The 21135-nt window shown below is 40.1% G+C and carries 18 protein-coding genes and 1 pseudogene; 16 read left to right on the top strand and 3 right to left on the bottom strand.

Annotated elements, in window-relative coordinates:
* The 7 genes and pseudogenes from AN486_RS21760 to dprA all read left to right on the top strand — a co-directional run.
* Positions 1-152, top strand: a pseudogene (locus AN486_RS21760) (IS982 family transposase); the annotation flags it as partial.
* Positions 153-732: 580 nt separating this feature from the next.
* Positions 733-1665 carry a J domain-containing protein gene (locus AN486_RS21765; protein WP_168636095.1) on the top strand — a complete coding sequence of 311 codons (933 nt, stop codon included), beginning with the start codon at positions 733-735 and terminating at the stop codon, positions 1663-1665.
* Positions 1665-2876 (top strand): ATP phosphoribosyltransferase regulatory subunit, encoded by a 1212-nt coding sequence (locus AN486_RS21770; RefSeq protein ID WP_290602517.1) that lies wholly within the window; start codon positions 1665-1667, stop codon positions 2874-2876. Before AN486_RS21765 ends, AN486_RS21770 begins: the two co-directional genes overlap by 1 nt.
* A 111-nt stretch (positions 2877-2987) precedes the next feature.
* Entirely contained in the window at positions 2988-3215 is a 228-nt protein-coding gene (locus AN486_RS21775) for a ferredoxin family protein (RefSeq protein ID WP_027400959.1), read from the top strand.
* Positions 3216-3335: 120 nt separating this feature from the next.
* The gene (locus AN486_RS21780; RefSeq protein ID WP_053538925.1) at positions 3336-4064 is read left to right on the top strand and encodes an ABC transporter ATP-binding protein; all 729 of its coding nucleotides are present in this window, start codon (positions 3336-3338) and stop codon (positions 4062-4064) included.
* Between the two features lie 74 nt (positions 4065-4138).
* Entirely contained in the window at positions 4139-4807 is a 669-nt protein-coding gene (locus AN486_RS21785; protein ID WP_290602521.1) for a DUF2301 domain-containing membrane protein, read from the top strand.
* Between the two features lie 233 nt (positions 4808-5040).
* The gene (gene dprA / locus AN486_RS21790) at positions 5041-6159 is read left to right on the top strand and encodes a DNA-processing protein DprA (RefSeq protein ID WP_053538927.1); all 1119 of its coding nucleotides are present in this window, start codon (positions 5041-5043) and stop codon (positions 6157-6159) included.
* 144 nt (positions 6160-6303) lie between these two features.
* Here dprA and AN486_RS21795 read toward each other — a convergent pair whose 3' ends face one another.
* Positions 6304-7878 (bottom strand): class A beta-lactamase, encoded by a 1575-nt coding sequence (locus AN486_RS21795; protein ID WP_053538928.1) that lies wholly within the window; start codon positions 7876-7878, stop codon positions 6304-6306.
* A 320-nt stretch (positions 7879-8198) separates the two neighbouring features.
* On the opposite strand from AN486_RS21795, the gene AN486_RS21800 reads away from it, so the two are divergent.
* The 9 genes from AN486_RS21800 to AN486_RS21840 all read left to right on the top strand — a co-directional run bounded on the left by AN486_RS21800 (position 8199) and on the right by AN486_RS21840 (position 19601).
* Entirely contained in the window at positions 8199-9116 is a 918-nt protein-coding gene (locus AN486_RS21800; RefSeq protein ID WP_168636093.1) for a DMT family transporter, read from the top strand.
* Positions 9117-9366: 250 nt separating this feature from the next.
* Positions 9367-11124 carry an alpha/beta hydrolase gene (locus tag AN486_RS21805; protein WP_168636092.1) on the top strand — a complete coding sequence of 586 codons (1758 nt, stop codon included), beginning with the start codon at positions 9367-9369 and terminating at the stop codon, positions 11122-11124.
* A gap of 170 nt (positions 11125-11294) precedes the next feature.
* Positions 11295-12176 carry a tRNA pseudouridine(55) synthase TruB gene (truB, locus tag AN486_RS21810; protein WP_039202203.1) on the top strand — a complete coding sequence of 294 codons (882 nt, stop codon included), beginning with the start codon at positions 11295-11297 and terminating at the stop codon, positions 12174-12176.
* A 347-nt stretch (positions 12177-12523) separates the two neighbouring features.
* Positions 12524-13561: a hypothetical protein gene (locus AN486_RS21815; RefSeq protein ID WP_234413354.1), complete on the top strand. Its 1038-nt coding sequence runs from the start codon at positions 12524-12526 to the stop codon at positions 13559-13561.
* A 94-nt stretch (positions 13562-13655) separates the two neighbouring features.
* On the top strand, positions 13656-14615 hold the full coding sequence (locus AN486_RS21820; protein WP_053538933.1) for a hypothetical protein: 960 nt from the start codon (positions 13656-13658) through the stop codon (positions 14613-14615).
* Positions 14616-15235: 620 nt separating this feature from the next.
* Positions 15236-16666: a dihydrolipoyl dehydrogenase gene (gene lpdA / locus AN486_RS21825; protein ID WP_053538934.1), complete on the top strand. Its 1431-nt coding sequence runs from the start codon at positions 15236-15238 to the stop codon at positions 16664-16666.
* 169 nt (positions 16667-16835) lie between these two features.
* Entirely contained in the window at positions 16836-17717 is an 882-nt protein-coding gene (trpC, locus tag AN486_RS21830; RefSeq protein WP_039202207.1) for an indole-3-glycerol phosphate synthase TrpC, read from the top strand.
* 319 nt (positions 17718-18036) lie between these two features.
* Positions 18037-18282 carry a DUF5340 domain-containing protein gene (locus AN486_RS21835; RefSeq protein WP_039202208.1) on the top strand — a complete coding sequence of 82 codons (246 nt, stop codon included), beginning with the start codon at positions 18037-18039 and terminating at the stop codon, positions 18280-18282.
* Positions 18283-18449: 167 nt separating this feature from the next.
* Positions 18450-19601 carry an alanine--glyoxylate aminotransferase family protein gene (locus AN486_RS21840; protein ID WP_290602528.1) on the top strand — a complete coding sequence of 384 codons (1152 nt, stop codon included), beginning with the start codon at positions 18450-18452 and terminating at the stop codon, positions 19599-19601.
* A gap of 92 nt (positions 19602-19693) precedes the next feature.
* Here AN486_RS21840 and AN486_RS21845 read toward each other — a convergent pair whose 3' ends face one another.
* Both AN486_RS21845 and AN486_RS21850 read right to left on the bottom strand, forming a co-directional pair.
* Positions 19694-19921: a DUF2949 domain-containing protein gene (locus AN486_RS21845; protein ID WP_053538936.1), complete on the bottom strand. Its 228-nt coding sequence runs from the start codon at positions 19919-19921 to the stop codon at positions 19694-19696.
* A gap of 659 nt (positions 19922-20580) precedes the next feature.
* The gene (locus AN486_RS21850; protein ID WP_053538937.1) at positions 20581-21108 is read right to left on the bottom strand and encodes a DUF192 domain-containing protein; all 528 of its coding nucleotides are present in this window, start codon (positions 21106-21108) and stop codon (positions 20581-20583) included.
* Positions 21109-21135 lie beyond the last annotated feature (27 nt).

Below are 21135 nucleotides of genomic sequence, written 5' to 3' on the forward strand. Positions count from 1 at the left end.
TTTCCCAAGTTGTTCATTCTCGTCATCGCAGTATTTATAATTTTATGGTTAATATTATTGCTGGTTTAATTGCTTATACTTGGCAAGATAAAAAACCTTCTTTAAAATTAGATAAACATGAAGTAACTTCTCTACCAGCTTTATTAATTTAATTATTTTCATGCAATTAAATTGTGAGTCCAAAATATTCAATTTTGGATTGTTTTCTCTTGTTTATTTATTGTCAATAATCATTGCTAATTGAGAAAAGCCCGATATAATTAGTTTTCAGGATGATTATTTATATCGAACTCAGGTGATAGCGAACGCATTGCGTCCCGGAGGGAACTAGCGCGACCTAGGAATCGCTCTAGAAGTCTTTCATTGCCTTCCCATAGCGTTTCCCACAGAGGAGGAATAACGAAGCGATAGCGAACGCATTGCGTCCCGGAGGGAACTAGCGCGACCTAGGAATCGCAAAAACCACGGGATTATGTGATTACTTGCGCTCGTAATGACAATTTCAGGGGTCTATAACGCCTGAAACCCTTGCAGATACAACTTGTGTGTACACCGTAGCCTTCACAAGGGGAGGGTTAGGGTGGGGTAAAACATTTGATACAGCAATCATGAGTTTTCAAACAACGTCTAATAAGTATTAAATTTCCTGGTTGCTACTGGATGGCTTTGAAACTTCCCATACTTCCCTGTAAACTGGAAAGAATATGCCGGGGTGCGATACCTATAATAAATATGTCATTAAAAATAGATTCTGGATTATTTACGGATGATTTCATAGATCATCACGCAGTTTTATGTGTGCCGATTGATGCGGAATTTAAGGAAATCCGTAACCGTTATTTACAAATTGCTCGGATATTGCACCCAGATAGTTCTTTGATGAGGAATGAGTCGGAAAAAGAGATGGCTAATCAATTTTTAGCAAAGTTGGTTAATCCGGCTTATGAGAAGTTTTCTGTGGAACGCAATCGGGCTGAGTATTTGTTTATTCTGACACAAATGGGGAAGAGATTTGCCCAAGAACCAGGAGCAATTAGACTGAAGACGGAATCGGGGCGGCAATTGTTAGCTGCGCCTAATGTGAGTATGGCATATAAGCAGGCGATCGCTAAAATTGCCCCAACTCAATTTAGTGATTTGCAACAAGTACACAAAATCATTGCTGAGGTTAGTGAGCTAAATCTAGTTTATCTGATGCGGGTGGCTGGACAGTCAATGAATAAGTCCGCACCTAGTCAACCTCAAGGTTCTGCCCCAAATTTACCACCAACGCCAACCTCCCCACCCGAAGAAGAGTCAATCGTAGAACAATACCTGCGTCGCGCTCAAGTTTTATTAGAAAAAAACCAATTGTCCCCAGCCAAAGTAGAATTACAAGATGCCTTAAAGTTAGAACCGCGAAATAGTCATTGCCATAGCTTGATGGCAATGGTATATTTACGGGAAAATCAACTGAAAATGGCAAAAATTCACTTTGATAACGCCCTGAAGTTAGATCCCAATGAGAAAATCGCTTTGGAATGGAAACCCAAAGTAGATCAAGCTTTAGGAATTACAAACAGTGGTTCTCAAGTGAGTTCCGCTTCTAAAACTGAAGAGAAGCAACCAGATAAGTCTGGAAAAGGTGGTTTGTTTGGCGGTTTGTTTGGTGGGAAGAAAAAATAATGGTGTATCAACCAGCAGCGGGAGCAAGGGATCTATTACCTTTAGATGTGGCGCAAAAACGCTGGATTGAAGATAGATTAGAACAGGTGTTTCAACGGTGGGGATATCACAGGATTATCACCTCAACTTTGGAACGAATGGATACTCTGATGGCTGGTGAAGCTATTCAGCGTCAGATGGTGATTCAACTCCAAAATAGTCAAAATGAAGAATTGGGGTTGCGTCCAGAATTGACTGCCTCTATCGCTCGCACAGTGGTAACTCGCATGGCAGATGCCACTTATCCCCAGCGACTATATTACAATGCTAATGTTTTCCGCCGCAATTGGGAAGGCCGCCATAATCGTCAGCAGGAGTATTATCAAGCTGGGGTGGAGTTACTGGGTGCTGAGGGATTATTAGCCAATGGGGAAGTGTTGCTGCTGGTAGCAGACTGTTTAACAGCATTGGATTTAAAAGATTGGCGGTTAATTTTGGGGGAAGCGGGAATTACTCGTTCTTTGCTGAATGCTTTTCCCCCGGAAATCAGAAATCAAGTCCGCAGGGCGATCGCTAATTTAGATCGCGTGACTATTGATACTTTGCCTCTAGAGGAAGAACTCCGCCAACGCGCTAAAATTATGTTGGATTTGCGGGGTGATAGTAAAGATGTTTTACAAAAGGTCAGTAGTTTACATCTAGAACCAGATCAGCACGAGGCAATAAATAACCTCAGATCCCTAGTGGAATTACTAGATGGTAAATTCCCTTTAATCCTTGACTTGAGCCTAATTCAAACCATTGATTACTACACAGGTTTGGTTTTTGAAGTAGTGAGCGAGACAAATTCCCAAGCACAGATTTTAGGAAGTGGTGGGCGTTATGACCAATTATTAGGTTTATACCATCCCCAGAAGGAAAATATTCCCGGTATCGGCTTTGAATTGAATATTGATGATTTATACCAAATTCTCCTATCAAATCAGCAATTACCCCAGGATATTCCCCCTAGTAATTGGTTAGTAGTTCCAGAAACCCCCGGCGCTGAAGCTGCGGCTTTTGCCTATGCCGATAAATTACGTAATTCCACTAATTTAGTGAGAGTAGAAATAGACCTGGGAGGTAGGGACACAGCAGGGATTCGTCAATATGCAAGCGATCGCTCCATTACCCAAATAGCCTGGATTAAAGCCGACGGTTCACACACCATTGAACCCGGAATCATCCCGTAGGGGCGCAGGGCCTGCGCCCAAAACATTAATACCCCACTTGCGCCCAAAACATGAGTCACGGACTTACGCCCAAAAGAATTAATAACTGACAAAAAAGAGGGAATCGGAAAAATGCCACATACCATTGTTACAGACGTTTGTGAAGGTGTTGCTGACTGCGTAAGTGCTTGTCCTGTAGCTTGTATTCATCCAGGTCCAGGAAAAAACGTTAAAGGCACAGATTGGTACTGGATTGACTTTGCTACCTGTATTGATTGTGGTATCTGTTTGCAAGTTTGCCCCGTAGAAAACGCAATTTTGGCAGAAGAAAGACCAGAATTGCAGAAAATAGTAAATTAGGTGACAGGTGACAGGTGCTACGCCACGGGGACAGGTGACAGTGGAAAATAAAATCACCAAATCACCAAATTACCTGTTACCTGTTCCCCGTTCCCTGTTCCCTGTTCCCTCATGTAACAAATGACTAATAACTATTTATTAAACGTAGAAAATGTCCACGCTGGATATATTAAAGATGTAGATATTTTGCAAGGTGTCAACTTTCACATTGCACCAGGAGAATTAGTCACAGTAATTGGTCCCAATGGTGCAGGTAAATCCACCTTAGTAAAAACCATTTTTGGACTTTTGACACCCCACACCGGAACTATTACCTTTAAAGATCAGAATTTGATTGGTTTAAAATCAAATCAAATTGTCGCCAAAGGAATGTCCTATGTTCCCCAAATTGCCAACGTTTTCCCCTCTTTAACCATAGATGAAAACTTAGAAATGGGGGCTTTTGTGAGAGATGTTCCCTTGAAACCTCTTAAAGATAAAATATACACCATGTTTCCTCGATTGAGCGATCGCCGTCGTCAACGCGCAGGAACTCTTTCCGGTGGAGAAAGACAAATGTTAGCAATGGGGAAAGCATTAATGTTAGAACCCAGTTTACTCCTATTAGATGAACCCTCAGCCGCATTATCTCCCATTTTGGTAACTCAAGTATTTGAGCAAATTAAACAAATTAAAAAATCGGGGACTGCGATAGTTTTAGTTGAACAAAATGCCAGAAAAGCCTTAGAAATGGCAGATCGTGGTTATGTGTTAGAATCAGGAAGAGATGCTATCTCAGGACCTGGTAGAGAATTATTAAATAACCCAAAAGTCGGAGAATTGTATTTAGGTGCTGGAAAGGGACATTAATCAATCAAATCAGATCCCCGACTTCTTTAAGAAGTCGGGGATCTAAAACCTAAACCTATACTATTATTGGGAATATGACTACACAAACAATATCATCGCCGGCAGTATATCAAGGTCAATTTGGGGAGTTTACGATTACTCAGAGCGATCGCCAAAGTGTGATAATTTATCGCACAGGATTAATGATCGCCGCCCTGTGTTTTGCCATTGGTAGCGGTTTAGTCTTATTTTATCCCCAACCCGCTGCGATGCCTGCGGCGAGCTTCGCTATCGCCTCCCTGACACCTCTCTACACCTGTTTTAGTATTGCACTGGGAGTTAGTTTATTAACTATTCATATCTATATGGCATTTTTGCACCGCATTCTCCAACTTTTTTGGATAATTGGTAGCATTTGTGCCTTTATTTTTGGACATGGTGATAGTCAAGCTTTTGCAATTACTATTTATAATCAACCCCTCACCATATTAGGAATTGGTTTTACCTTTGCAGCCTTGACAGGGATCTTTTTCAAAGAAGGTTTTTGTTTTCATCGTTTAGAAACTAAAATCTTAACTTCCCTTGTTCCCCTACTATTATTAGGACATTTAACCGGAATTTTATCAACGCCAGCAGAACAAGTTTTACTAGCAACTTGGGCAATTTTATTCCTCATCTTTGCTATAAGAAAAGTAATTCAAGCTATTCCTCCCGACATTGGCGATAAATCTGTATTTGATTATTTGAAAAATCGGCGTTGCTGATTAAGGGTATGAATTTTAGTCTCACGCAAAGGCGCAAAGACGCAAAGGTAAGATTTTTAAAGGTTCAATTTGGAAATTTCATACCTCGATTCAGCAACGCCAAAAAATCAAGATATTGAACCCACGTACCATCTAGGTTTTGCCTGTGTAGACGCGGTTTCTAACCGCCAGGGTTAGTATGGATTGAGACTTTTCAAACACCCTCTAACCGCCAATGTAATTATATTTATACTATGTCAAACACAGAAGAACGTAAATATTGGTTAGCTTGGTCGCAAATTTCTGGGATTGGACCCATATTACTGCAAAGATTACAACAGCATTTTGGTAACTTGGAAAATGCTTGGAAAGCTACTCCTAGTGAATTACGAAAAGTTGAAGGTTTGGGATTTCAGACATTAGAAAAAGTTGTTCAACAAAAATCCCGTTTAAACCCAGAACAACTACTCACTCAACACCAACAAGCAAACCCCCTTTTTTGGACACCAGCAGACCCAGAATATCCCCAACTACTGCGAGAAATTCCCAGTCCACCCCCCTTATTGTATTATCGGGGTGAAGTTGATTTACAGGAGAATTCAGGACAAAAACCTTTAGTGGGAATTGTCGGAACTCGTCAACCCACAGAATATGGAATTAAATGGACTCGTCAAATTAGTACCGCATTAGCCAAAAATGGTTTTACCATTGTTTCCGGTATGGCAGAAGGAATAGACACCGAAAGTCACGCAGCAGCAATGAAAGCAGGAGGAAGAACAATAGCAGTTGTAGGAACAGGAGTAGATGTTATTTATCCCCATAAAAATCAAGGTTTATATAAACAGATATTGACCTCTGGCATAGTAATTAGTGAATATCCTGCCAAAACCACACCCAACCGCACCCATTTTCCCCGGCGAAATCGCATCATTGCTGGTTTAAGTCGCGCAGTATTAGTCATAGAAGCACCAATAAAATCTGGCGCTTTAATCACAGCCACTTATGCTAATGAATTTTGTCGAGATGTTTACGCATTACCCGGAAGAATTGATGATCAACCATCACAAGGTTGTTTAAAATTAATTAGTCAAGGTGCAGGTTTAATTAATCAAGAACTCAGTCAATTATTAACCATGTTGGGGGCAATTCCCCAAATAGATATAGAAATTCCCATAGTTAAATCTCCTCCTTTACCTGACTTAGCACCTGAATTACAACAGGTAATAGACACTTTGACTATTGATACTTTATCCTTTGATTTTATAATTCAAAAAACAGGGATGAATGCGGCTTTAGTTTCCAGTTCCTTATTACAATTAGAACTCATGGGTTTAGTCACCCAACTTCCGGGAATGCGATATCAAAAATGTTAAAACTCTGATTTTTGTTCCCTCTTCCTTTGCGTCTTTGCGCCTTTGCGTGAGGCTAATTCATACTTTAATTATGCAACGCCAATTTTTGCTTGTAGTCTAGCAACAAAGCCACATTTTCTGCAACCAGTTTGAATTCTGAATTATCTATTGTGGTGGATAATATTGCGGAGTCATTACAGGAGGTGGATAACTGCCCATAGGCATATTATTAACCATCCCATTAGGCATAGCAGGATTCATTATCGGTTGTTGAACTGGTTGCTGAACAAAGGGTTGAACGGGTGGTTGATAATTAGAAATTGGTGAAGTTATTGGTTGAGTTGCTGGTTGAGTTGCTGGTTGAGTGATTGGTTGAGTAACCGGTTGGTTATTTATCGGATTGCTAGGTGTTACTGTAGTTTGGCTAAAGTGTTCATAAGCAGCACTAGAAATAGAACTAATTAATTTTGCCGCACGAGGATCATTATTGGGACGTTTCACCATAATAGCGGCGATATAACGTTTACCCGTAGGGACATCTATTAAACCCGCATCTGCTAACATTGTGCCAATATCACCTGTTTTGTGGTAAGCATTTGCGCCTTTTCCTAAGCCAGCAGGTAAAAGATTATCTCGTTCAGTGCGACTCATAATATTAAGCATTAAATCACGCGATCGCATACCCACGACATTACCTTGATTCACCATCGAGATTAAATTCCCCAATTCCCTCGGACTAGTAGTATTAGTCCCCTCTAAATCTGGGAGAGGATTACGAATCATCGTCGTTGTTAATCCCCAACTGCGAAAACGTCCATTTAACGCCTCCTGTCCGCCTAATTTAGCAACCAGCATATTCGTAGCCGTATTGTCGCTAATTGTAATCATCTTCGTAGCCACATCAAGAGCCGTGTATTTGCTGTCTGGGGTTTGATATTGCATATTTCCCGAACCCCCGACAATCATCTCTTTTTGGAGAGTTAAGATTTCATCCAGGCGGATTTTACCAGCATCTACATCCTGGAAAAAAGCAATCAAAATCGGAATTTTAATCGTGCTTGCCGCAGCAAAACTGGCATTACTATTAATATCTACATAACCACCATTATCTAAGTCTAATAAAAACACCCCTGGCATCAGATCAGCATTAGCTGTGGTGAGAGTTTGTAAAGAATTTTTTAAAGAAGTAATTTCTTGGGACAGATATAAGCTTGTATTAGGAGTTTGAGATGTTTTTTGAGAAGTAGTAGTTTGAGATACTAACGCAACTGAACCAAGGCGATTAGCAGGGTCTAGAATTGACAACAACGTACCCACAATCGCACCTATCCCCACACCCACAATCAACAACCGCAAGGCATATAACACAGTTCTAGCCATAGGTTTTAACCTAGTCTTGCGTGACCCTCTGCTTTCAATTCTCGGCTTCTCCATGCGTACGGTCTTTAACCTCACATTTGCTGATGGAGAAATTTGAGTATTTTTCTTGACTGTAGGTACTGGTTTAACACCTGGAGGCATCATCTTCCGTGATGCTGGTTTTCGCCCCCCAGACGAGATAGGAACAGGACTGCTATGATTGTTTGGACGAGCTAATGTTGCAGTTTCTCTTGGACTAGAAACTGGCTGTTGATTGATAACTTTTTTCTGTCCTGTCTTGGGGACTGGACGTTTACGCCGGCGACGCTGTACAGGTTGCCTTTGTGATATGGGTATGAGTTTGTCACTAGTTTCTGACATAGCTACTTTTCACCTTCGACCCAGATTGTAAATTTATGCACCTTGATACTCAGTTTACCTTTGGGGACTAAGTGGCATTTTCCGATCTAGTATACTTCATAGTTGATTTTTGCACAAAAAGTCAGTGTACCTTTAGAGAACTCCACAAAAAGAAATGCCCAATGTCATTTTGTTCGCGCAGCGTGCCAGAGGCATTACGAAACGAAGTGTACTAAAATTAATATTACCCGGACTCATAGCCAATGGACAGAAGTAATTAAATATTCCTGGTACTTGATTATTATGCAAAAATGATGTGTCTCCCTTAGTGATTATTAATCATGCATCAAAGTTCTGGTCGTTGGCGTTTGGGTCTAAGTTTATCACTGGTAACTGTCTTTTTATGGGGAGTTTTACCTCTGGCTTTGACGGTAACACTACAAGAGCTAGATGTCTACACCGTTATTTGGTTTCGCTTTTTAACTTCCTTCCTCTTACTGGCAATTTATTTGTTGTTTCAGCAACAATTACCAACCTTAGAACAATTACGTGCTACCTCTTGGCAATTATTAGTAGTTGCTACTATATTTTTAGCTGCTAACTATTTTCTATTTATGCAAGGTTTAGCATTGACCGCTCCAGCTAATGCTGAGGTGATCATTCAATTATCTAGTGTGTTATTAAGTTTCGGTGGATTAGTCATTTTTAACGAACGTTATACATTGTATCAATGGCTAGGTGTAGCTGTACTAACTTTGGGTTTTGCACTATTTTTTCATGCCCAATTAGTTAATCTGATCACAGCCCAAGGTGAATATTTACTAGGTAGTGGCTTGATTGTTTTCGGGGCAATAGCATGGGCTATCTATGCTTTATCACAAAAACAGTTATTGCAATCGTTATCTTCAGCAAAAATTATGTTGATTATTTACGGTGGCTGTGCTTTATTATTCACGCCATTGGCAAAAACTCACACAATTTTCACCCTGGATATTTTCTATTTTTCAACTTTGATATTTTGCGCTTTAAATACCCTCGTCGCCTATGGTGCTTTTGCTGAATCTTTAGTACATTGGCAAGCCTCAAGAGTGGGTGCTGTATTAGCTTTAGCTCCGATTATTACTTTAATTTCCGGTTGGCTGATGTCCGTAATTACTCCTAATATTATCTCTCCAGAAAATATTTCTTTAGTAGGTGTTACTGGGGCATTTTTTGTAGTCATTGGTTCTATATCTATTGCATTATGCGAACCTAATTAATAGGATTTATTAGCATTATTTAGATTTTATTAATCAGGAAAAATACATAATAAATACTGATGTAGATAATTCATGTACTTATTATAATCTTAAAAGAAGTCTTAGCAATTCAAAGCAAACTAATCGCAAACGGTCTGAAATTTTGTTTGTGTAGTCTGCGATAGGCACTATTGAGAATAGTTTAACAGGGTGTTTGAATCACTACCAAAATTTGAGCCTCGCTCAACAACATCACCACAAAAGTTAAGCGATGAATATGTTTGGTAATTGGGGCAGCACCCTCAGAAAAAATTCTCTAACACTGATTTTGTCCATATTGCTGCCAACATTTGGGATAAGTAACCCGGTTATGGCAGCAGAACAAATTCATGCTTCCTATTCAGCACTAGAAATTTCTATCCCTATTAGTGCCTTAGAAAGCTATGCAAAATATGGGATAATTAATGCAGATTTAGCAGGCTATTATCAATATATTCCTACAAACAAACTGCAAGAATTAAGGAAAATTTTAGTTCAACCACTGAAAATTAGTCCGGCTGTAACTTCCCAATTTCTTGACACCCAACAAGGGAAATTTATCTTACAAAGATTAGCAGGGTTAATTAAACCTAAATCTGATTATTCAAAATTTACTTCTTGGTCATTACGTACAGCTTTAATTGCTGCTGCTGCTGAACCGGAAGGATTAAATTTATTAAATTTATTACGCAAATATCCTCAAGATAATATTAAGATTGATGTGGCTTCCAGCCTAAAAGTTGCTGGTGAGTTAGAGAAAATGATCAACGATACGGAAACAACTATTTCCGCATTAATCCAAGCATCAAAATTAGAAGCTGATCAAATTTCTTATCCTAATTTTTCTCAATTACCAAGATTTTCAAATCCAGTAATTTTATCGACCAAGAAACAAATAATTAAGTTCTTTGATGTAGTCCGTAATCGGCATTTAACCACAGATATATATATTCCTAATAGCCAAAATCCTGTGCCTGTGATTGTGATTTCTCATGGTTTAGGTTTGGATAGTAGTAACTTTCGTTATTTAGCAGATCATTTAGTTAAACATGGGTTTGCTGTAGTAATTCCCAATCATCCCGGTAGTGATGCTAAACAATTAAAATCTTTAATAAATGGTAATAGTAATCAAGTTACACACCCTAATGAATTTAAAGATAGACCTTTAGATATCAAATATATTTTAGATCAATTAGAGTCAGATTCACAATTTCAGCAACGGCTGAACTTACAACAAGTGGGAGTATTTGGTCAGTCTTTAGGAGGTTATACTGCCTTAGCTTTAGCGGGGGCAAAAATTAACTTTTCCCAACTACAAGCAGACTGTCATCCTGACAAATTGCGAAATACTTGGAATATGTCTTTATTGTTGCAATGTCGGGCTTTAGAATTGCCCAACCAGTCAGGACAAGATTACAATTTACAAGATACCAGAATCAAGGCGGCGATCGCTGTTAATCCGATTACCAGTTCTATTTTCGGACAAGCCGGGTTAAGCCAAATTCATACCCCAGTCATGATTGTCGGTAGTAGTGAAGACACAGTTGCCCCAACTTTATATGAGCAAATTGTCCCTTTTTCCTGGATTATTCATCCCGAAAAATACTTAGTTATGCTACTTGGTGGTACTCATTTTTCTACCATTGGTAATAGCAATCCTGACAGTACACAAATGGCATTACCAACAGATATGGTAGGTGATGCTTCCCAAGCCCATGATTACATGAATGCGTTAAGTTTACCCTTTTTTCAAACTTACATAGCCGGAAAACCAGAATATCTGCCTTATCTGAACGCTGCCTACGCTCAAAGTATTTCTAGTCAGTCCCTGGGTTTAAACCTTGTCCAGTCCCTTGATCATCTCAAATTAGCACCAATTTTAGGTAATCTTCAAGACAGCAAACCTGTTAAAAAGAAACTTGCTCATACTATCGTCCATTTTGGATTTTGGCTGCTAGGTATTGGTGTTTCTCTATTACATTTAATTTAGATCCCCGACTTCTTCAAGAACTCCTGATAGCGCAGCGTGGCGTTAGCCATACTCCCGAATGGGCGCAGGCCCTGCGCCCCTACCTTTTGGTAGCGTAGCGTGGCGTTAGCGATATTTCTGAACTCCTATTTGTGTGAAAATAAAAAATCTCAACCCTAAAATCTAAACTTGTGCAAGGCTTTCTCAATTTAAACAAACCACTTGACTGGACTTCTCATGACTGCGTAGCCAAAGTCCGAAAACTACTGAAGATGAAACGAGTCGGACACGCAGGAACTTTAGATCCCAAAGCTACCGGAGTATTACCGATAGCCTTGGGTAAAGCCACCAGATTATTACAATATTTACCGGGAGAAAAGGCTTATCAAGCCACTGTCCGGCTAGGAATACAAACTACTACAGATGATTTAGAAGGGGAAATTATTACCTCTGCGCCCTGTCCAGGATTAGATTTAGAAAATATCAAAACGTCCCTTTCCCAGTTTATCGGTAAAATTGAGCAAATCCCCCCCAGTTACAGCGCCATTCAAGTTGACGGCAAACGCCTCTATGATTTAGCCCGAAAAGGGGAAATAGTCGAAGTTCCGGTGCGAACAGTCGAAATTTCCCAAATTCAGGTGTTAGACTGGCGAGACGGAGATTTTCCTGAATTAGATATAGCCATATCTTGTGGGGCGGGAACATATATTCGGGCGATCGCTCGTGATTTAGGTACAATACTCAACACAGGTGGCACTCTATCTGCCCTAATTCGCACACAAAGCAGCAGTTTCCAGCTTCCAACCAGTCTCAGCTTTACAGACTTAGCCACCGAAATCGAAAACAGCACATTTCAACCTATATCCGCAGACACACCATTACAACATCTCAAAGCCGTAAATCTAGCCCCAGAATCAGCTAAAAAATGGTGTCAAGGTCAAAAAATTCCCCTCAATCTGGTTATTGACGACTTTGTACGAGTTTATGAAACAGAAACCAATTTTTTAGGAATCGGGAAATTAGCACATGATTTATTAGTCCCTCAAATGGTGTTTTTTGAATATCCCAATTAAAAATTAAATAGGGTTTGCTGATAGCGTGGCGTAAGTAGGTGAACAGAAAAATTTAAAGGTATGTGAAGAAAAGTAAAATCACTCAAAACTCTTTTCCTGTTCCCAGTTAAGAGTTCCCTGTTCCCTTACCCCAACGACAATTTTCAACGCCAACCTACTTAACCTGAAAAGGTTTTTGACATTCTCATGATAAGTTCATAATTATCCTGATAAATTCACGGAAAATTCATAAAAATAGCATAATTTATCCTGTACATTACTGTTTTTCGGGAATTACTCTAATATACATTCGGGCGCATATAACCGTCGTGAGGAGTAGAATTTTGAGAAAAACAAAATTTTTATGTATGTTATTACGCCCAAATTGGCTAAAGTTCATAGGTACAACTTTATTAAGCTATATATGGGCTATCACCGCTCTTTCAGTTACCCCTGCTTCTGCAACAAATGAAATAACTCCTAAAACCCATAGCAGTAAAGAATTAATAACTGATCAAGCTCAATTAAAGACTAACTTGCCGGATCTCCAAGATGTCTTAGCGAAAAACGTAGAGTCAGGGCGGAAGATTGAACCTCTACTTTATCAAAAACAATCATGGATCACTGCTCAAACAGATACTTCAGCACCAAATGATAAACGTCAACTTAATACTGATAAATTACGCCAATATTTACTAGTTGACCCTCTGGTCAAAGTAATTCCACTCAAACGTACTTACTCTCCTTCGCTTACCTTTGCTACACCAAGCGCCTTTGGAGCTACCTGGGGTGACGTTTTCCTAGGGGCATCCGCAGCAACCACTGGTAAAGCTAGAACTCAACCAGACGGGAGTATCAGTATGGGTTTTGGGTTAGGAGATGCCCGGAAACTAGTTGGTCTAGAACTTGGCTACAACATTGGTAGTATCAAAAATTTTGGCTACAACGGAACTTTTGACCTCAAAGCTAACCGCATTGTCTATGCTAAAGGCAACACTCAAATAGCTGCGGCTGCTGGCTGGAAGTCTTTTGCACAGCACGTTAAAGGGGAATCAGTTAGACCTTCCAGTGCCTATGGTGTAGTTACAAGTTACTCCCTATTAAAGCCTAACGATACTGTTAATAAAATGCCCATTTCCTTTTCCATAGGAGCCGGTGGTGGCGATTTTCGCACAGGTGATGCAAATACGGGTGTATTTGCTGGAGTTGGGGTACAAGTTCATCCCCAAATCGGTGTGGGTATGGGCTGGAGTGGAGTTGGTTTCAACGTTGGAGCTTCTTTCGTCCCTATATCTACTATTCCCTTGACAATTAATGCCGTAGGTGCAGATCTCACAGATACTAGCTTGGGCGGTACGGTATTTGTTCTCAGCATAGGCTATGGTTTCAATTTCTTACCCAAATAGATCTGGTTGAAAAAGTCTGAACACCTTATCTGTTATTGTTTCTACCTTTATTCAGCCAACCCTAAATAAACACTTCAATCCTGATAAAATCACCATGTTAAAAATCAGAACTTTTATTCTGGCTCTCACTCTCACTCCCCTACTGGCAATCAATTGGCAGCAACCAAGCCAATCCCAAACTTCGCCTAGTCTGGGTACAGCAGGTGGTATGAGTGGTGGTGGAAACATTGGACCAATTAATACGAGTCCTAGTGTGGGGACTGGTGGGGGCATGAGTGGTGGTGGCACTACTGGCTCCAATGGTAATACTGATTCCAATCCCGATGATAATACGAGTCCTAGTGTGGGGACTGGCGGGGGCATGAGTGGTGGTGGCACTACTGGCTCCAATGGTAATACTGATTCCAATCCCGATGATAATACGAGTCCTAGTGTGGGGACTGGTGGGAGCATGAGTGGTGGTGGCACTACTGGCTCTGGTAATACAAGTCCTAGTGTGGGGAATGCCGGAGGTCAAAGTGGCAGTCCTGTTACCATTGTCCGCACATCACGAGGAAATTCACTTAGAATTACAGCAGAGCGTCAAGACAAACTCAATCGTGTTGCCATCAATATATTCACCAAGGAAAATAGTAAAGTTCTTGTAGCTTTCAGGCAGCCGGAAGCAATCAGACGGGGTGAATCGAATAGATTTACGGAGATATTAAGGCAGGCTGGTGTTAGTCCAGCATTGGCAGGACGATTTATATTCACCTTAATTAAAATCATCCCTGCTCCCCGTCCTACTACACAAAGTTCCGGTTCAGTTCAGTTACCAAAAAAATATTTAGTGGCCAGCACTAAAGCTTTAAAATTTAGCCCAGTTATTGCTCAGTCAGATAATAATATTTTGCCAAGCGTAGAGGTAGATATCAACGATTTGCATAATGCTATTAATACCTACAACCAAATTATCCAAGAAAGTAGTCCGGTGACTTTGCAACAGCTTTCAGAAAACCAAGATTTTGTGGAAATTGGTAAGGTGCTAAAAGAATTGAGAGCAGCGGTCAACTAGTAGTCTGTCAACCCGAAAATGACGGGTGAAGGCAAGCAGGGGGAGAAGAGAGGCACCGGGGGTAGGGGAGGGAAGAACAGAAGTTTTTTCCGATCATTACCTGTCAAAATAAATTTGACGAACTACTAGTCTCAAACATAATTAAGAGGATGTTTGAAAAGTGGTATTCCGTAATTTTCATCACATTGCTACCCCCCTTTCCCCTTGTAAAGGGGGGAAACAATAAAAATCCAGTTCCCTCCCCTTTACAAGGGGAGGGTTAGGGTGGGGTAAAAAATATTTGATACATCAACCATAACTTTTCAAACACCCTCTAAGAGAACTCCACAAAAAGAAATGCCCAATGTCATTCTGTTAGCGCAGCGTGCCAGAGGCATTACGAAACGAAGTGTAGTGAAGAATCTCTTGAGATTAGAGAGTTTGGCTAACGCCACGCTCCGCGAACGCTGCACTCAGCATGACAAAACAGGATCATTTATTTTGTGGCTTACTCTAATTAAACACTCACAAAAAATAACGGGGAGACACAAGAGCTTCTCCGTTATTTTTTGTTAATTTGAGAAAGTTACACAAAAAAGTTAAGTTGATAATAAATAGGCGAAGATAACGGGGAAATAAAAGTGAGTCCTGGATTTGATTACGATTTAGTGATTATCGGCGCTGGTGTGGGCGGACATGGTGCTGCTTTACACGCTATCAGTTGCGGTCTGAAAACGGCGATTATTGAAGCTGGAGATATGGGAGGAACTTGTGTAAACAGGGGTTGTATTCCTTCTAAGGCATTACTGGCGGCTTCAGGAAAGGTGAGGGAATTACGTAATGCCCATCATCTCAAGTCTTTGGGAATTCAAATTGGTAATGTGGAGTTTGAACGACAAGCGATCGCTGATCATGCTAACAATCTCGTTGCCAAAATTCAAGGGGACTTAACCAACAGTCTCAAGCGCTTGGGAGTGGAGATTATTCGGGGTTGGGGTAAGGTGTCTGGTACACAAAAAGTTACCATCACCACAGACAAAGGTGAGAAAACCATCACAGCCCAAGATATTATCCTTTCGCCTGGTTCTGTTCCCTTCGTTCCTCCCGGAATTGAAGTAGACGGCAAAACCGTATTTACCAGTGACCAAGGCGTTAAATTAGAAACTCTACCCAAGTGGGTGGCGATTATTGGTAGCGGTTACATTGGCTTAGAATTTTCTGATGTTTACTCGGCTTTAGGTTGTGAAATCACCTTAATTGAAGCCCTGAGTGAGTTAATGCCAGGATTTGATCGAGACATTGCTAAACTGGCAGAACGGGTCTTAATTAACCCCCGTGATATTGAAACCAAAGTCGGTATCTACGCTAAAAAAATTATTCCTGGTTCACCAGTAATCATTGAGTTGGCTGACTTTGAAACTAAGGAAGATTTAGAAGTTCTTGAAGTTGATGCTTGTTTGGTCGCTACCGGTCGCGTTCCAGCTACGCAAAATCTTGGGTTAGATTCTGTGGGAGTCGCTCTTGATCGCCGTAATTTTATTCCTGTAAATGATAATATGGCGGTATTATCAGACGGGGAGGTTATCCCCCATCTCTGGGCTATTGGTGATGCTACTGGCAAAATGATGTTGGCTCATGCGGCATCGGCTCAAGGTGTTATTGCTGTAGAAAATATGATGGGTCGTCACAAAACTGTTGACTACCGCAGCATTCCTGCCGCCGCTTTTACCCATCCAGAAGTTAGCTATGTGGGATTGACTGAAACAGCCGCCCATGCTTTGGGTTTAACTGAAGGTTTTGAAGTCGCCACCAGTAAGAGTTACTTTAAAGGTAATTCCAAGGCTTTGGCGGAAAATGATACTGATGGAATGACGAAGGTAATTTATCGTAAAGATACTGGCGAGGTTTTAGGTGTACATATCTTTGGTCCCCACGCCTCAGATTTAATTCATGAAGCCGCCGCCGCTATTGCCAGTCGTCAATCTATCCAAACTCTTGCTTACCTAGTTCACGCTCATCCAACGCTTTCAGAAGTTTTAGATGAAGCTTATAAACGGGCATTGGTTAGTTAATAGAAGAATTAAGGAGTTACAGGTGATAGGTAATGGGGAAGAGAAAAATTTTCTTTCTTCTTGATTCTTCTTTCTGAACTCCTGACTCCTGACTCGGTGACTCCTGACTCCTGACTCCTGACAAAGGGCGCAGGCCCTGCGCCCCTACCTTCTGAACTCCTTAAAAAATATGCAAATCCGTCGTCGTTCACCTAGCACAGTTATTAATATTTCTATACTTCAATATCGATCTGCTATAGAAGGGGCTGCACCAAATAATATTTTAGAAGAAATTGTCTGGCAGAAAGAAACAGAAGTTGAGCAAATGCGAGAAAGGCTACCTTTGCGAGAATTGCAAACACAAGCCCTATCAGCACCACCAACTCGTGATTTTGTGGCTGCTTTACGTCAAGGTAAAACTCATCCGGCTTTAATTGCTGAAGTTAAAAAAGCTTCTCCCAGTAAAGGGGTATTTAGGGAGGATTTTAACCCAGTAGCGATCGCTCAATCTTATCAAAAAGGTGGAGCTAGTTGTCTTTCTGTTCTCACAGATGTTAAATTTTTCCAAGGTAGTTTTGAAAATCTATCCTTAGTCCGTTCAGCAGTAGATTTACCTTTGCTGTGCAAGGATTTTATTATCTATCCTTACCAAATGTATTGGGCGCGAATTCATGGAGCAGATGCAGTTTTATTAATAGCAGCCATCCTTAATGATCAAGATTTGCAATACTTTATCAAAATTGCTCATAACCTAAAAATGGCAACTTTAATAGAAGTGCATAATTTAGAAGAACTAGATCGAGTTTTAGCTTTAGATGGTGTTTCTTTAATTGGCATTAATAATCGCAATTTAGAAGATTTTTCTGTTGATTTACAAACAACTTGTCAACTACTCACAGCTAGAGGTGAACAGTTACAAGCAAAAAACATTCTTGTGGTCAGCGAATCAGGATTGCATCACCCAGAGGATTTAAGTATAGTTAAAAAAGCAGGTGCATCCGCTGTACTGATTGGTGAATCCTTGGTAAAACAACCAGATCCTCAATTAGCAATAGCCAATCTCTTTGCTTAATTACAGTCTTGAATTCCATATAAAACAAGGGTTACGAAAAAGGGAACAGGGAACAGGGAACAGGGAACAGGAAACAGAAAAAACTAAAGTTTCAGATTTTAAAGCTTAGTCAAGAATCAGTATTTCCATCTCATGTTTTTAAACATGAGTTTTTCTGTTACCTGTTGCTTCTTCCTCTAAAATTCTCATTTTTCCCGGCTATCTCCTGCTTAATAACTGCAATTATTTATTTCTTGTGTAAGAATTAATTTGGGGTTAACAAAACTTTAACTAAGTTAAAAATTAAGCATCCCTAAGTTTCAACTTCATAATAAACTACATGGAGCCAATTCCTTTACCTTCTCCTATCCATTACGAACTTATACTTCAACTTTTAGAAAGACAAACCATGACTTCTCTAGGTCAAAACGAAGACCTACGCAATCAAGTTAACCAACTAATTGTTACCCTGCGAAAAGCTGCATCCCAACAAAAGCGACTAGAAGAAAGTTTTCAATCGTCCTCTCTGATCATTGATCACCGTTGGTCTATTAACCATTTTGGTGATAAAGTAGATTGCTCATGATGAATGTCTATTTCCATTTAGACAAAACTCAGCCCTGCAAAAGTGGGGCTGATTAATACAGTTTTAAACTGGCATTCCTACGAAAAATTTGAGTAGGTTTTTTTGTGTTTTTATCCCCTAGAGGGGTTAATTTGGATTGTATTGAAATTTTCAACTAGGACACAAACATGGACGATAAATTGATGCTGATGATTCCTGGTCCTACCCCAGTTCCAGAAGCAGCTTTACTAGCATTAGCTAAACACCCTATTGGTCACCGCAGCGGTGAATTTAGTAGCATGATGGCAGAGGTGACAGAAAACCTCAAATGGCTACATCAAACCAGCAGTGATGTATTGATGCTAAATGTCAGTGGGACTGGGGCTGTAGAAGCGGGAATCATTAATTTTCTTTCTCCAGGCGATCGCATTTTAGTCGGTTCTAATGGTAAATTTGGTGAACGTTGGGTAGAAGTTGGTCAAGCCTTTGGCTTAAATGTAGAAGCAATCACCGCAGAATGGGGACAACCCTTAGACCCAGCCCAATTTGCAGCCAAACTGCAAGCTGATACCAACAAAGAAATCAAAGCCGTCATTATCACCCACAGCGAAACCTCAACTGGTGTCATTAATGATCTAGAAGCCATCAACCGCCACGTTAAAGAACATGGAGAGGCTTTAATTATTGTTGATGCTGTCACCAGTTTAGGGGCTTACAACGTCCCTGTAGATGCTTGGGGTTTAGACGTAGTTGCTTCTGGTTCACAAAAAGGTTACATGATTCCTCCCGGTTTAGGATTTGTCTCCGTCAGTCCTAAAGCCTGGGAAGCCTACAAAACCGCAAAATTGCCTAAGTATTATTTAGATTTAGGGAAATATCGTAAAGCCACCGCTAAAAATACCACTCCCTTTACCCCTCCCGTCAACTTAATGGTGGCACTACATACCACCTTGGGAATGATGAAAAAGGAAGGATTGGAATCCATCTTTACCCGTCATGAACGCCAAAAAAATGCCACTCGTGCGGCAATGAAAGCATTAAATTTATCATTGTTTGCCGCAGATGAATGTGCCAGTCCTGCCATTACCGCTGTAGCTACTCCAGGCATCGAAACCGATAAAATTCGTTCTTTGATGAAAAAACGGTTTGATATTGCTTTAGCAGGTGGACAAGACCATCTGAGTAATAAAATTTTCCGCATAGGTCACTTAGGTTTTGTGTGCGATAGAGACATTCTGAGTTGTATCGCTTCCCTAGAAGTTGTCCTTCCACAAGTTGGTCATGAAAACTTCACCCCCGGTGCTGGTATAGCAGCAGCAGCAAAAGTTTTTGCCCAATAGTTATTAGACTCGTAATGGGTAATGGGTAATGGGTAATAGGTAATAGGTAATGGGTAAATTCTGCACCTACTCCCTGCCCCCATGCCTCTTCCCTACGCTGTTTCTAGCCAATCATAAATTTGTTCCAACTGTTCTAGTGTAATTAACCCATATTGCCAAAGAGTCATAGTTAAAGAACCAGGATCTTGATCACGGCTACGTAATGCTACAGCGAGGGAAGCAGCGGAAATTGCCAAATCTTCCTGGAGAAAATTAATTAGCCGAGAATATCTTGATGGTGTCATTTGTATCTCACCTACTTGAGTAGAATTGATGATCATAGGTTGTTTATCTAATTTTGTGGGTATTGTATAGCCAGTATTTTATGTGTCACCTTGCTATAAGTAGATTAGAGAATCGAGGTTGTATAAAAAAAGTATATATTTTTCTAAATAACCCTTTTGTAAAGCATTAATCTATCTGAATCTACTACTAGACCAAGGTAATTAAAATCACGAAGCAATTTCTACTACAGTGACTTGTGTATCCCATCAGGATGATATTTAGGTAATACTTCAACCATGATGTTAGTGTCACCATTAACATCCTCTAGTTTTTTGTTTTGATTTAAGTAACAAAGATTTTATAGTTTATACTCACCTATTGGCGACTATTTACACTTGCGCCAAAAGGGAGATTTTGTTACTTAATTTTAAAAGTCGTGATTTTAACTGGAAAAACTAAAATCTGATGTTATTTAGGCTACTGATAAATATTAACCTCTTTACTACTATTTATGCCAGGTTTGGTAGTATTTTTTCAAAAAAATAATTTTGTACCAGATAAAAATTCAGCATAAAGACTTATGCTATTTTTACATAGAATTGTTGCTATAGCAGAAGTCAGAAGTTAAAAGTTAAAAGTCTTTTGTGGTATGGCTTCTACCAGAGATTTTGTATCTTATTCAAGTGCATAGAGCTATTGTCAATCTTGATTCTGTTTATGGAATAGCACCAGGAACTAGGAAATCTATTTTGATCTGATCTCCTTTCTTTAAACCTAGTTCTTTGGCTCGTTCTGACCTAAGTTCAATTACTTGATCTATCAGGACATTAGGACCGTAGGTGGGGCAAGGTTCTATGTCACAAGGAGGAGCAGATGTTTGGATGTACTGGACCACACCTTGCCGGAGAAATACCATATCTAACGCAACGGGTACATTCTTCATCCAAAATTGTACTGGTTGTGCGTTCGGAAAAAGAAACAGCATTCCTCGGTTATCTGGTAAATCCTTTCTATACATCAAACCCATTTGTTGTTGTTCTTGTGTTCGTGCTACTTCTAACTGAATTTTTATATTTCGAGGCAGAGTAGCTTCAGCCGAAATTGGCAAATTTTGACCAGCATTTACTGATGTTTGGGTTGATGATTCTGGTGTTACGGCTGGAGATTTAGCTGTGGTTGGTAATGAACAGCCCATGAGCAGGATACTAAGTAATATTGAACATAAACTAAGCCAAGAAATCATAACTCGTATAGGGAGTGGGGGGAGTGG

The sequence above is a fragment of the Anabaena sp. AL93 genome (genome assembly GCF_001672085.1).
In the GTDB taxonomy this organism is placed as follows: Bacteria; Cyanobacteriota; Cyanobacteriia; order Cyanobacteriales; family Nostocaceae; genus Dolichospermum; species Dolichospermum heterosporum.